Source organism: Microbacterium sp. UBA7513 (assembly GCF_002478345.1).
Taxonomy (GTDB): domain Bacteria; phylum Actinomycetota; class Actinomycetes; order Actinomycetales; family Microbacteriaceae; genus Microbacterium.
Window position 1 is genome coordinate 102,333 of record NZ_DLNJ01000004.1, and the last position, 13,209, is coordinate 115,541.

Sequence of the window (13,209 nt, forward strand, 5' to 3'; positions counted from 1 at the left end):
CCGCTGAACGCCTCGGCGATGCGGATCCCCGTCCCGCGCGAGGCGGAACAATGGAGGAATGGGGCTGGATTCGGTGAACCGGGCACTCACCAGCATGAGGGTGGTGTCGGCAGAGCCCCTTACGCTCCCCGGCATCGGAGCCACTCTGACGGGCGACGGCGGCCACGGCCCCGCTGGACGGCAGCTGCTCGTCCTGGCTGGGGCCGACGGACTGCACCTGCTCCGGGACGGTCGCACGATCGCGGTGAGGCCCCATCAGGTCGCTGTCGTCTGTCTCTCCGCCGAGGAGAGCATCGGGTTTCTCGACGCGGAGGCCGCGGGGATCATCTCCTTCGAAAGTCGCGGCCACGTCTATGCACTGCTCGAACGCGAGCTGCCGCGTCTGATCATCGTGGACGAGACGCCGGTGTTGTCCACGGTCGCCGGGCTCCTGAAGGATCAGATCGGCAGTGAAGGGTCCCGTGCGGGGCTCTTCCCCAAACTCACGGAGGTCGCGGCGACCGCTGCCGTCCTCGCGTGGATAGCCGCCTCCCCTGCACCGCCGGGGTGGATCGGCGGGATCACACATCCACGCATCGGAGCGGTCCTCACCGCCCTGCACCGAGATCCCGCGCGGTCCTGGACCGTCGCGGAGATGGCGGCCCTGGCTCACCTCTCGCGATCCGCCTTCGCAAGGACCTTCCGGGATGTGGTCGGCACGACTCCCTCCGCCCACCTCGCACGCTGGCGCATGGCGCACGCGATGGAGATCCTCGACGAAGCGCCCGACACTCCGCTCAAGGAGATCGCCGAGCGCCTCGGCTACTCGGACGAGTTCGCCCTCAGCACCGCGTTCAAGCGGCGGTTCGGTGTGAGTCCGCGCCACTACGACACGGCGTCGATCGCATCGCAGGCGGGGTGATCACAGCGCACGGCAGAAACCGCTGATGAGGCGGGCCACGGCCGCCGGTTCGGTGACGAGCGCGTCATGTCCCGCGGTCAGCCGCTGCACCTGCCACTCTCCCGGCCGCGCGCGCACGCGCTCCTTCGATGGCGCGACATCGGCGAACGACGGCTCCGTGCAATCGACGTAGAGCCGCGGGATCGAAGGCCCCGCGCCCTCAAGCGGCACCACGTCCGCCCAACTGCTCCACGGGTGCGCGGTGAGGCGACGCCGCAGCCACGCGACGTCGGGTTCACGGAAGACGCCGAACATCTCGGGATCCCGCGGCTTGGGGACGAAGAAGCCCTCTCCGGCCTGAGCGACCACGGTCGGCAGCGCAGCGCGACTCGACGGCGTGAGGACGTCGAGGACCCGCTCCCCGGGGTCGACGACGACGGCATCCAGATACACGGCCCCGCGCAGGCCGCCGGCGATCCGCTCTGCGACCGCCGAGGCATACGCTCCGCCGATGCTGTGGCCGACGAGGACGACGTTCTCGAGCTCCTCCGCCTCGATGCTCGCCACGATGTCGTCGACTCCGTCCTGGAAGGTGATCCCACGTGCGAGGCGATGCGCGCGATCACCGACCCCGGGAAGGGTGGGTGTGAGGATGCGACCACGCCGGACATCGAGACGCTCCACCACACGCCGCCACGCCCAGCCGCCGTGGGAGCCACCGTGGATGAACACCAGATCGGTGCGGGCTCGAGCCGCCGAAGCGGTGGACACCTGTCCGACGCTCGCAGCGGCGACGGCAGCGGAGACACCGAGCGCGGCGCCGAGCACCGTCCGTCGGCTGACCCCGCGGGGCACGGGACCCCCGACCTCAGCGACAGTCATCGCCGGGACTCCGCAGACCGGTCGACGACCGCCCCGAGCGACTGAGGCGGCACCCCCAGCACCTCCGTTACCCCGGGAGACAGATAGGCGTCGCGGCCATCGCGGATCGCCGCGAACAGGTTTCGGAGCGCCCCGACCATTCGCGGCGGCAGGTAGTCCGCCACGGAGGCCGCCCACTCCGCCGGCTCCACGTGGACATATCGCAGCGTCCGGCTGGTACGCCGCGCGACGATCTCGACCGCGTCCGCGAACGTGAGCACCTCGGGGCCGGAGAGCTCGACGTGCGTCGGACCCGTGCGGTCGAGGAACAGGCGCGCCGCCACGCGGGCGATGTCGGCCGCGTCGATGAACGGCTCGCCCCCGTCGCCTGTGGGAAGCCGCAGCTCTCCGGTGGCGTCGAGCTGGGCGGCGAACAGACCGTCGATGAACCCCTGCGAGAACCAGGAGGGGCGGAGGAACGTGGAGGCGGCATCCGCCGCGGCGAAGACCCGTTCGGCGCCTACGGCAATCCCGTCACCGCTCACCTCGGGGTTCCGCGCCGTCAGGACCACGACCTGCGGGACACCCGCACGGTCGAGAGTCTCGATGAACGGATGAAGGTCCATCGGCTCCTCGGGCAGGACGACATACACGCCCGCCGCTCCGGAGACGACCGGCCCCCAGCTTGCGGGGTCACCCCAGTCGAAGCGCCATTCCGAGCGGCGCGATGCCCGGCGCACCGCTCGCCCGGCATCCTCGAGAAGTGCCGCCACGCGCGAACCGGTCGTACCGGTGGCACCGAGGACGACGATCGGATTCTCTTTCCTGTCCTGTCCCGTCATGTGCTCCATGCTCGCCCCGCCAGGGAGCGCGGCCCATGTCCGCATGCGCACGGAACATGTGCCCGCGTCTTCGCGTCCCGCGACTCAGCGAGAGCCGACTTCGTGGAGCATCCGCTCGCGGGCACCGTCGAGGTGCGCCGAGAGGACGGCGGCGGCCGCGTCGGGAGACCCCGTGCGCATGACATCCAGCAGCTTCACATGGTCGTCCGCGGACTCGTGGAGGTCTTCGTCGTGGTTGATCGTGACCTCGAGCAGGGCCGTGAACGTGGGGAGGTACTGGTTCCAGGCGCCCTCCAGCCGGGGGTGGTCGGCGAGGGCGTAGATCTGCGAGTGGAAGTCGAGGTCGGCCGTGACGAAGGCCGCATGGTCACCTGCGTCCGCGGCTTCGGCCATGCGCTGGACGGCGTCGGCCATCGGCTGCCACCGGTCGTCGTCGTCGACCCGCATCGCCCGCGAGAGGGCGAGTTGCTCCAATGCGCCTCGGAGGCTGTAGAGCTGGTCGACGTCGTCGCTCGTGAGGCCCACGATGTAGACGCCGCGCGGGCGCTGCACCTCGACGAGCTTCTCGAAGCTGAGCTGGGTGAGGGCGTCGCGCACGGGACCGCGGCTGACGGCGAACTCCTCGGCGAGGGCCTCTTCGGTGAGCCGGGCCCCCGGCGCGAGCTCCCCTCGGACGATGCGCTGGCGCAGCACGCGCGCGACCTGCGCCCCGAGCGACTCCCCGCGCGTGACGGTCTGCGTCATGGTGACCTCCTGTTAACAGTTGACAGGATACACACCGGGGTGCGCGGTCAGGCTCCGGAGCGCGGACTCCAGAGCACGAGCTCCGTCGAGCGGCGGATGCGGCGGCCGGTCGGCATAGGTACGACGCCCGCGGATCCGGCGGCGAAGACCCGCACGCCGGGGCGGTTCTCCCGCTCGGCGCGGAGGGCGCTCTCCAGCGCGACGACACGGTCGCGCAGCATCCGGTTCTCGTCCTCCAGGTCGAGGAGCCGGGCGATCGCGGGGAGACTGACCCCTTCAGAGGAGAGCTGGGCCACCTCGCGCAGCTGCTCGATGTTGCGGTGCGAATAACGACGGGAGCCGCCGGGCGTCCGTCCCGGCACCACGAGGCCGATCCGGTCGTACTGACGGAGGGTCTGGGGGTGCAGGCCGGAGAGCTTGGCGGCTGCGGCGATCGCGAAGACCGGAGTGTCCGCGTCCATCACGCCTTCCTTCCTGATTTCACGTCAGGCCGCCGCGCCGGGTCAGGCAACTCCCCTCCGGAAGCGCCTGACCCGACGCGAAAGCCTGTGCTCGTCAACGGCGGGCCTTCGCCATGAGCTCGGCCCGCGGGTTCTCCTGGGGCTCCAGCTCCTGGAACCTCTCGAGCGCCTCGCGCGCGGCGTCATCGAGGTGCGTCGGCACCGCGACCTGGAGCTCGGCGAGCAGGTCGCCGGTCCCCTTGGCGGTCGCGACACCGCGACCCTTGACGCGGAGCACGCGACCGGACGGGGTCCCGGGGGCCACGCGGAGCTTCACCACGTCGCCACCGAGGGTCGGGACCTCGATGGTCGCGCCCAGCGTCGCCTCGGTGAAGGTCACCGGGACCACGAGGCGGAGGTTGAGACCGTCCCGTGTGAAGACCGGGTGCGGACGCACCGTGATCTGCACCACGATGTCTCCGTTCTCCCCACCGTCGGGCGAGGGACGACCACGGCCACGCAACCGGATCTTCTGCCCATCGGCGACACCCGCGGGGATCTTCACCTTGAACGGCTTGCCGTCCTCGCCCTGCAGGGTGATGGTCTCGCCCTGCACGGCGGTGCTGAAGTCCAGCGTGGTGCGGGCCGTGACGTCGGCGCCGCGCTGCGGGCCGCCGAAGCCTCGGAAGCCGCCGCTCGGCTGCCCGAACCGGCCACCGCCGAACGAGCTGCCCTGGCCCTGGTTGAACATCGCGAAGATGTCCTCGAAGTCGGCGGTCTGGCCGCGCCCCTGCTGTCCGAACCGGCTGAAGACGTCTTCGAACCCGCCGGCGCCCGAGCCGCTCGCCGTGAAGCGAGCGCCCGAGCCCATGGCGCGGATCTCGTCGTACTCCTTGCGCTGCTCGGCGTCGGAGAGCACCGAGTAGGCCTCGCTGATCTCCTTGAACTTGGCCTCGGCCTTCGCATCGCCCTGATTGGAGTCGGGGTGATACTTGCGCGCGAGCTTGCGGTACGTCTTCTTCAGGTCAGCGTCGCTGACGTCCTTCGAGACCCCGAGGGTCTTGTAGAAGTCCTTGTCGAACCAATCCTGGCTGGCCATCGATCACCTACTCCGCAGGGACGGCGACGACGACCTTCGCAGGACGCAGCTCGACCTCGCCGAGGCGGTAGCCCACCTCGACGACCTCGAGCACCGTGGTCTTCGAGGTGCCGGGGGTCGGCTGCTGGAAGATCGCCTCGTGACGCTGGGGGTCGAACTCCTCCCCCTTCTCGCCGTAGGCGACGACGCCGAGCCGCTCCACGACCGCGCGCACCTTCTCGGCGATCACGGCGAAGGGGCTGCCCTCGACCAGATCGCCGTGCTGCTCGGCGCGGGCCAGGTCGTCGAGCACAGGGATGAGGCCCTTGGCGGCCTCGCCCTTCGCGCGCTCGATCTCGATCTGGCGCTGCTCTTCGGTGCGGCGTCGGTAGTTCGCGTACTCGGCCTGCAGGCGCTTGAGGTCGGTCAGCAGGGCGTTCTCGGCGTCGGCGATCGCGGCGTCGCCGGCGGCGGCGTCCGCCGTCTGCGCGGCGCCGAGGATGTCCTCGACCGTCAGCCCTTCCTCCGTCTCGGCAGCGGCGTCGACCGGGGTCTCATCCGAGCCCTCGGCGGCCTTCGCCTCGCGGGAGTCCTGGTTCTGCGGCACGGGGCCGGATGCCTGAGCATCCGACCCCTCCGGAACCTCGTTCTCGTCGAAGTTCTTGTCCGTCATGATTACTTCTTCTCGTCCTCGTCGTCGACGACCTCGGCGTCGATGACGTCCTCCTCGGAGGAGGGGGCGTCACCGGTCGGGGCCTCGCCCTCGGCCGAAGCGCCGGCGTCCGCCTGCGAGGAGGCGTAGATCGCCTCGCCGAGCTTCGACTGGGACTGGTTGAGCTTCTCGAACGCGGTCTTCACGGCCTCGTCGTCGTCGCCGGCCAGTGCCGTCTTGAGCGCATCGACGTCGGCCTTGACCTCGGTCTTCACGTCCTCGGGGAGCTTGTCCTCGTTCTCCGAGATGAGCTTCTCGATGGAGTAGGCGAGGGTCTCGGCCTGGTTGCGGGTCTCCGCAGCCTCGCGACGCGCCTTGTCCTCGGCGGCGTGCTCCTCAGCCTCGCGCACCATGCGCTCGATGTCCTCCTTCGACAGCGACGAGCCGCCGGAGATGACGATCGACTTCTCGGTGCCGGTGCCCTTGTCCTTCGCGGACACGTGGACGATGCCGTTGGCGTCGATGTCGAAGGTGACCTCGATCTGCGGGATGCCACGGGGAGCCGGCGCGATGCCGGTCAGCTCGAAGGTGCCGAGCGGCTTGTTGTCGCGCGTGAAGTCACGCTCGCCCTGGAAGACCTGGATCGCGACGGACGGCTGGTTGTCGTCGGCCGTGGTGAAGGTCTCGCTCCGCTTGGTCGGGATGGCCGTGTTGCGCTCGATGAGCTTGGTCATCATGCCGCCCTTGGTCTCGATGCCGAGGGAGAGCGGGGTGACGTCGATGAGCAGGACGTCCTTGCGCTCGCCCTTGAGGACACCGGCCTGCAGCGCGGCGCCGACGGCGACGACCTCATCCGGGTTCACACCCTTGTTGGCCTCCTTGCCGGTCTCGCGCTTGACGAGCTCGGCGACGGCGGGCATACGGGTCGAACCACCCACGAGGACGATGTGGTCGATGTCGGACACCTTGATGCCGGCCTCGCGGATGACGTCCTCGAAGGGCTTCTTGGTGCGGTCGAGCAGGTCCTTCGTGAGGTCCTCGAACTTGGCGCGGGTCACGGTCTCGGAGAGCGAGACGGGGCCCGAGTCGGTCAGCGACAGGTACGGGAGGTTGATGCTCGTGGACGTGGAGCTGGAGAGCTCCTTCTTCGCCTGCTCCGCGGCCTCCTTGAGGCGCTGCAGGGCGATCTTGTCACCCGAGACGTCGACGCCCGTGGTCTCCTTGAACTGCTTGATCAGGTAGTCGACGAGACGCTGGTCCCAGTCGTCTCCACCGAGACGGTTGTCACCGGCGGTAGCGCGCACCTGGATCGTGGAGAAGTCGTCGTCCTTGCCCACCTCGAGGAGGGAGACGTCGAACGTTCCGCCACCGAGGTCGAAGACGAGGATGAGCTCGTCCTCCTTGCCCTTGTCGAGGCCGTAGGCCAGGGCAGCGGCGGTCGGCTCGTTGATGATGCGGAGCACGTTGAGGCCCGCGATCTCACCGGCCTCCTTGGTGGCCTGACGCTCGGCGTCGTTGAAGTACGCCGGAACCGTGATGACGGCGTCGGTCACGGTGTCTCCGAGGTAGGACTCGGCGTCGCGCTTGAGCTTCTGGAGGATGCGCGCGGAGATCTCCTGCGGCGTCCACTTCTTGCCGTCGACGTCGAAGGTCCAGTCGGTGCCCATGTGGCGCTTGACGGAAGCGATCGTCCGGTCGACGTTGGTGACGGCCTGGCGCTTCGCGGTCTCGCCGACGAGCACCTCCCCGTCCTTGGTGAAGGCGACGACCGAAGGGGTCGTGCGGAAGCCCTCGGCGTTGGCGATGACCTTGGGCTCGCCACCCTCGAGGACGCTGACGACGGAGTTGGTGGTTCCGAGGTCGATACCGACAGCACGTGCCATGTGTTCTCTCCTTTGTTGGGAAGTCTGTAGTGGTCTGGAAACCTGCGGCGATCAGGGAAACCTGAGTCGCGATGGCTCAAGTGTACGCCGAGGCCCGAAGGCTGTCAAATGAACTTGATATGAACAGGCTCAAGTTTTCCCGCCCGGCGGTCAGAACGGCGCGTCCGTCGATTCTTCGGTGAAGGTGACGGTGTTCGACGGTGGCGGGCGGTCGATGTAGACCCTCCCCGTCGGACTCGTCCAGGCATAGAGGCCGTCGCCACGCGCCTCGACATGCCAGGCGGACTGATGTTTCAAGACGTGATGGCGACGGCACAGGTGACCGAGATTCGAGGCAGTTGTCTCCCCGCCGAGCGCGGCGTCCCGGTGGTGGTCGATGTCGCATTTGGCGGGCGGGTACCCGCATCCGGGGAAGCGGCATCGCTGATCTCTGGCCCGCAGATGTCGTCGTAGTTCGGCGTTCGGGCGATACCGGTCGACCGCGAGGACCGCGCCCGACACGGGGTGGGTGAGGATGCGATCCCATCCGGAAGCAGCTCCCGCCAACTTCCGCGCCGTGGCGGGGTCGACAGGGGTGCGGCCGTCGAGCTCCGCCTGCGCCGTTCCCCGACCGAGGAGGGTCATGACGGGCACCGTGACCGCGACTGTGGGCACGATGGCGGCCAGGGCACCGCCGCGGTCGTCATGGCCTGCCGGAGCGCCGGTCAGGAGGAGGTCGAGCGCGAGGTCAGCCCTGGACTGCGCGACAGTTCGGAGGTCCGTCGGGTCATCGCCGGCCTGTGCAGTCTTGGCCATGCTGGTCAGCCGATCGAACACGCCGTGCACCAGTTCCGCCGGCCCCAGGAGTCCGAGCTCAGCCATCCCGTCAGGGGCGTCCCGCACCCACACGCGCCGCCGCTCACGGGCGACCTCGTGACGGTCCGCGAGGGGACGTGGCTGAAACTCCTCCGCGACCCGGCGCGCCATTCGCGCAACACGATTCGGCGCCTCGTCCTCGGCGAAGGCGATCATTCGCGCGGAGAACGCGTCGCGGTCCGCCCCGTCCTCGAGGTGCTCCCCCGCCTCCGCGATGACGCGGGCATGCCGGGCGGTGACCTGCCCCGCGCCCCATGCACCCCACAGCCGGGGAAAGCGTTCGACGATCCAGACCGCATCCGCCATCCGCCGCTGCATCGTCCTGTCGCTCGCCCTCAGCGCGGCACCGAACTCCGCCGCGACCGTGCGCACGCTCAGATCCGCGCCGTCCGGATGGTCGGCCTGTGCCGCGACCTCCACGGCGAGGCGCGATCCCAGAGCCAGGATCCCATCCCGCGCAGCCTGCAGACCACTGATCGTCCGCTCGACACCGACGAGCATCTCCGTGAGCGCTCGGAGCGCCTCCACCTGCTCGATCGTCGCGTCCGCCAGTCCTGTCATACCCCGAGTGAAGCAGGGGCCACCGACATTGAAAGCCCAGTTCAGACGCGGTAAACGATATACTGGGATGCACTGTGCGCCACGGCGATATCGCTCGGCTTCGGCCTCGGCGCTATCTCGTCGATCCTCGCGGAGGGCGTCTGCGCCGACCGGATCGCCGCACTGCTGCGCATCCGGCGCGCCGAGGTGGAGCGGGAGCACCGGCTCGCCGCCGCGCGACTCGTCGATGTGGAGCGGCGCCTCCACCTCATCGAGAAGGAGAAGCACACGTCGCAGATCGAGATCGTCCAGAAGCCCCTCCCCGCGCCCTCACCACCCCGATCGCCCAGTACCGGACGCTGCCGGACGGGATGGAGGTCGTCGCCGGATACTCCTACTCCGGCCCCGCCGCCGACGGCATCGAGATCATCGAGCTCGCTGCCGAGGAGGACGCCGTCTGCGGGGTGCACCTGGGCTCGATGGAGCGGATCGCGGAGAGCTGGCACGCCATCCACACGGAGGTGGTGGCCGGGAGGCAGGATGGGGGGATGATCCGCGCCGTGCTCTTCGACCTCGACGGGGTCATCCGTCATTTCGACCACGACACCACCCTGGAGGCACGGCACGGGCTCGCGGACGGCGCGATCGCCCGTACCGCCTTCTCCTCCCCGCTGATCGACGAGGTGACCACGGGACTCCTCACCCGCGAGGAATGGATCATCCGCGTCGGAGAGGCCGCAGGGTCGGCCGCCGCGGCGCAGGAATGGGGACGCACGCCGTTCGCCGCCGACCGGGACGTGCTGGCGCTCGTCGACGCGGTGCGGTCTCACGGGACCACCTGCGCCATCCTCACGAACGGCACCGACACCATCGACGAGGAGCTTCGCGACAGCGGCATCGACGCGCACTTCGATCGCGTGTTCAACTCCGCCGACATCGGACACGCCAAGCCGGACGTCCGGGCTTTCCGCCACGTGGTCGCAGCCCTCGACCTCCCTCCGGAGGAGGTCTTTTTCCTCGACGATTCGCCGGGGAAGCTCAGCGGCGCACGAGCGCTGGGCATGACCACGCACCACTTCACGGGAGTCGCCGCGCTGCGGACGGCCCTCCACGTCGCCGGCGTTCCCGGCGCGACGGCACCGACGCCGATCCCTTAGGGCATCACGCCCTTCGGGGTCGGGTCACTTGCCCCCGGGCGGGCCGACCAGCAGCAGGATCACATACAGCGCGACGATGCCCACGACAAGCAGCACCGCGAGCACCCAGGGGCGACGGAGGAACCAGCGCATCAGGCGGTCGTACCAGCGACCGTCGCGCGGGTCGTCGGTGGCGTCGAGCCGCCAGTCGCCCCGGAGCCGACCGGTGCGGTGCAGCCAGATCTCCATCGGGATGGTCGCGTACGGCACGACGGCGCTGAGGACGGCGAGCACGCCGACGCCCGGGTGCCACCGCTGGTTGAGCGCGACGAGGACGGCGGTCGCGGCATAGGCGAGGAACACGAACCCGTGGATTCCGCCGCCGACCGTCACCACGACGCCGGGGGCTCCGACGGCGCGTGCGATGATCGCGGCGATGAGGATGGTCCAGGTGATCGCCTCCGCGATCGCGAGGACTCGGTACAGGCGGCCAGGGGTGCGGAACACGGGACTCCTCGGGTGGGGTACCCCTCCAGCGTATCCCGCTTCGAATCGCCCACTTGGCCCCATCCGCCGCCGAAATGGAGCAAGGTGAGCGATTCGAAGGGGAATAGGGGGACGGCGGCCGACGTTGCCGAAGGCATGGTGACGGTGGATGCGGACGCGCTGTCCTCGGTGCTCGGCACGGTGGACCTGCGCGTGGGGATCGCCCGCCGCGTGCGGCTGACCCCCGGAGGACTCCTCCCGCTGCCGTCCGGCCGGATCACCCTCGTCTACGTCGCCGACGGCGCCGTGCACGGGCATCCGCCTCTGGGCACGGGCTGCCGCCTCGACGTGGACCGTTCCTCGCAGCAGCTCACGGTCGAGGAGCCAGGACACCGCGACCGACTCGTGTCCGGCGACGCCTTCCTGCTGCTCCGCGGCGACGCCTTCGCGCTGGAGGCCGACGCCGAAACCGCGCTCCTCCTCGTCGACATCGAGCTCGCGGACACCGCCTCTCCCCTGCCCGCGCTCCTGCCGCCCTTCCTCGCGGTGACCGGATTCGACGCGCTGGAGCCGGCTGCCGCCGCCCTCGCCGAGAACATGGGCGTGGTCGATGCGCCCGCGTGCCCGGTGCGCCAGGGAGACCCGCTGATCTGCCGGATGATGGCGACCACCGTGCTGCTCTCGGTCATCCGGGCCTGGGCGGCCAACGGATGTGCGCCCGCGGGGTGGCCCTCGTTGTCGAAGGATCCCTTCCTCGACCGGGTGGTGGACGCCATCCACGAGCAGCCGGGACGGGACTGGACGGTCGAGCGCCTGGCCGCCGTCGGGGCCATGTCGCGCTCGGCCTTCGCGGAGCGGTTCCGTCTCACCGTGGGCCGCTCCCCCGCCGACTACGTCACGGAGGTGCGGATCGATGCCGCGAAGCGGATGCTCCAGGCCGGGCAGTCGGTGTCGAGCGTCTCGCGCGAGCTCGGCTACGCCTCGGACGAGGGCTTCAGCCGCGCCTTCCGCCGCCGGACGGGCATGACCCCGTCCTCCTGGCGCGCCTCGCACTCCCTCGTTCCGGCCTGACCCCGCGATCTCCCCCCTCCCGGGGCGGGCACGGCTTCGGAGACCGGCGACGACATGCCGACCCCGGGCCCGAGGGGACGGCGTGTCGTCGGCCAGCTCCGAAGTTGTGCCCGGAGGTCAGGAGCGGGCGCTGCGGCGGTTCGAGAGTCCGAAGAGGACGGCACCGGCGAGGAGCGAGACCGCACCGATCGTGTAGACGAGTTCGATGCTCAGGGTGTCGACGAGGAGTCCGCCCACGCCCGCCGCGAGCGTGATCGCCCCCTGGAACCCGACGACCACGAGGCTCCCCCCGGCCTCCAGGCGGTCCGGCATGCGGTGGCCCACCCAGGTGTTCACGACGATCAGCCACGACGAGAAGAAGAAGCCCCAGAGGAGCACGACCGCACCGATGCCGATGATGGATCCGGAGAAGAGCACCATCGAGAGCACCGCGGCGGAGATGACGAGCGGCGCGAATACCGCGAAGAAGGCGAAGGAGCGGTCGATCACGAGGCCGATGGAGAGGTTGCCCAGGAGGCCCCCGACACCGAACAGCGCCAGCAGCACGACGATCGTCGAGGCGTCTACGTCCGGGATGCGCTCCAGCGCGAGGCGGACGTAGGTGTAGGCGAGGAAGTGGCCGAGCACGACCAGCACATGTCCGACCATCCCGAGGCCGATGCCCGGACGCCGCACCGTGTCGACGAGCAGACGCAGGCTCGACGCGCGCTCTGCCGGGACGGTCGGCAACGCCCACCGCAGGGCCACGGCCAGCACCACCATGAGCACTCCCGCGATCGCGAACACGGCGCGCCAGTCGACGACCTCGCTCAGCATGACCCCGAGCGGGACGCCGGCGACCGTGGCGAGCGAGACGCCCGCGGAGGTGAACATCACCCCGCGACCGAGGTGCTCCGGCCCCGCGAGCCGCGCGGCGACCGTGATCGACATCGTCCAGTAGGCGCTGATCGCCGCTCCCAGCAGGAACCGCGCCAGCAGCACGACGACGAGGTTCGGCGCGATGGCGACCACGAGGTTCGACACGGCGGCGGCGAGCGCCATCCACACCAGCAGCGACCGGCGGTCCAGACGGGGGAACACGAGCCCCACGGTCGGGGCCACGAAGAGCCCGACGAGCGCGGTGACGGTGACGGTCTGCCCGGCCTGGCCGGGGGTCACTCCGAGGCCGTCCGCCATCTCGGTGAGCACTCCGTTGGGGAGGAACTCGGCGGTCACCAGCAGGAAGCCCATCACCATGAGGGCGATGAGTCCGCCGTAGCGGATGCGGTCGCCGCGGCTGGTCGGCAGGGTCGGGACGGGGGCGGTCGTGGTCATGCTTCCAGACTCGCAACGGGGACCGGCCTGCGCCCGACCGGTCGTCCGCCGCATCCGACCGATCGTCCGACCCTGGACAACCCCCGAGGGACACCCTAGGCTCGACGACGCACCGGGATCCGCCCGGGAAGCCCGAGCGAAGGAGGCGATGAGATGAACGCTGTCGTCGTCGCGCCTATCGCCGACCACCTTCCCTTCGAGGCCACCCGCTCCTGATCGCCGCGTGGCCTCCCTTCCCGGAGCCACACCGTGACCGAATCCCCCGCTTCCTCGGAAGCCGCGTCCTTCGACGCCACCTCCTTCGACGCCCTCGAGACCGCCCTCTCCTTCGCCGAGGTCGAGCCCGGCCCGAACCAGCGCTGGACGACCTGGCCCTCGTCCACCCCCACCGAGCGGGGGCCGGAACCCCGCCCCGCCTGGGTCGTCA

General features: G+C 70.0%; 13 protein-coding genes. 3 read left to right on the forward strand and 10 right to left on the reverse strand.

The genetic code is table 11. From position 1 onward, the window contains the following. Positions 1 to 58 precede the first annotated feature (58 nt). The gene (locus tag B2W79_RS02035; protein WP_292786466.1) at positions 59 to 901 is read left to right on the forward strand and encodes a helix-turn-helix transcriptional regulator; all 843 of its coding nucleotides are present in this window, start codon (positions 59 to 61) and stop codon (positions 899 to 901) included. Here the strand turns inward: B2W79_RS02035 and B2W79_RS02040 are convergent, their stop codons facing one another. The 8 genes from B2W79_RS02040 to B2W79_RS02075 form a co-directional block, all read right to left on the reverse strand. After that, complete coding sequence (locus B2W79_RS02040) at positions 902 to 1,762, reverse strand: alpha/beta fold hydrolase (protein ID WP_083391761.1); 861 nt, start codon at positions 1,760 to 1,762, stop codon at positions 902 to 904. Next, on the reverse strand, positions 1,759 to 2,583 hold the full coding sequence (locus B2W79_RS02045) for a hypothetical protein (protein ID WP_292786472.1): 825 nt from the start codon (positions 2,581 to 2,583) through the stop codon (positions 1,759 to 1,761). Before B2W79_RS02045 ends, B2W79_RS02040 begins: the two co-directional genes overlap by 4 nt. Before the next feature lie 84 nt (positions 2,584 to 2,667). After that, positions 2,668 to 3,327 carry a GntR family transcriptional regulator gene (locus B2W79_RS02050; RefSeq protein WP_292786475.1) on the reverse strand — a complete coding sequence of 220 codons (660 nt, stop codon included), beginning with the start codon at positions 3,325 to 3,327 and terminating at the stop codon, positions 2,668 to 2,670. 47 nt (positions 3,328 to 3,374) lie between these two features. Further along, the gene (locus B2W79_RS02055; protein ID WP_062637270.1) at positions 3,375 to 3,788 is read right to left on the reverse strand and encodes a heat shock protein transcriptional repressor HspR; all 414 of its coding nucleotides are present in this window, start codon (positions 3,786 to 3,788) and stop codon (positions 3,375 to 3,377) included. 94 nt (positions 3,789 to 3,882) lie between these two features. Further along, positions 3,883 to 4,866: a DnaJ C-terminal domain-containing protein gene (locus tag B2W79_RS02060; protein ID WP_071329294.1), complete on the reverse strand. Its 984-nt coding sequence runs from the start codon at positions 4,864 to 4,866 to the stop codon at positions 3,883 to 3,885. Positions 4,867 to 4,873: 7 nt separating this feature from the next. Then, positions 4,874 to 5,518 (reverse strand): nucleotide exchange factor GrpE, encoded by a 645-nt coding sequence (locus B2W79_RS02065; protein ID WP_071329295.1) that lies wholly within the window; start codon positions 5,516 to 5,518, stop codon positions 4,874 to 4,876. A gap of 2 nt (positions 5,519 to 5,520) precedes the next feature. Further along, positions 5,521 to 7,380, reverse strand: a complete 1,860-nt coding sequence (dnaK, locus tag B2W79_RS02070) for a molecular chaperone DnaK (RefSeq protein WP_071329296.1) — start codon at positions 7,378 to 7,380, stop codon at positions 5,521 to 5,523. Positions 7,381 to 7,530: 150 nt separating this feature from the next. Beyond that, positions 7,531 to 8,796 (reverse strand): HNH endonuclease signature motif containing protein, encoded by a 1,266-nt coding sequence (locus B2W79_RS02075; protein WP_292786486.1) that lies wholly within the window; start codon positions 8,794 to 8,796, stop codon positions 7,531 to 7,533. Between the two features lie 350 nt (positions 8,797 to 9,146). Between B2W79_RS02075 and B2W79_RS02080 the strand changes: the two genes are divergently transcribed. After that, positions 9,147 to 9,932, forward strand: coding sequence for an HAD family hydrolase (locus B2W79_RS02080; protein WP_256209457.1), 786 nt, complete (start codon positions 9,147 to 9,149; stop codon positions 9,930 to 9,932). A gap of 24 nt (positions 9,933 to 9,956) precedes the next feature. On the opposite strand, the gene B2W79_RS02085 is transcribed toward B2W79_RS02080, so the two are convergent. Beyond that, positions 9,957 to 10,418 carry a DUF3817 domain-containing protein gene (locus B2W79_RS02085; RefSeq protein ID WP_292786491.1) on the reverse strand — a complete coding sequence of 154 codons (462 nt, stop codon included), beginning with the start codon at positions 10,416 to 10,418 and terminating at the stop codon, positions 9,957 to 9,959. An 84-nt stretch (positions 10,419 to 10,502) separates the two neighbouring features. Here B2W79_RS02085 and B2W79_RS02090 point away from each other — a divergent pair, with 84 nt between their 5' ends. Beyond that, positions 10,503 to 11,468, forward strand: coding sequence for a helix-turn-helix domain-containing protein (locus B2W79_RS02090; protein ID WP_292786493.1), 966 nt, complete (start codon positions 10,503 to 10,505; stop codon positions 11,466 to 11,468). 117 nt (positions 11,469 to 11,585) lie between these two features. On the opposite strand, the gene B2W79_RS02095 is transcribed toward B2W79_RS02090, so the two are convergent. After that, a complete protein-coding gene (locus B2W79_RS02095) occupies positions 11,586 to 12,782 on the reverse strand; it encodes an MFS transporter (protein ID WP_292786496.1) in 1,197 nt (398 codons plus the stop codon). Positions 12,783 to 13,209 lie beyond the last annotated feature (427 nt).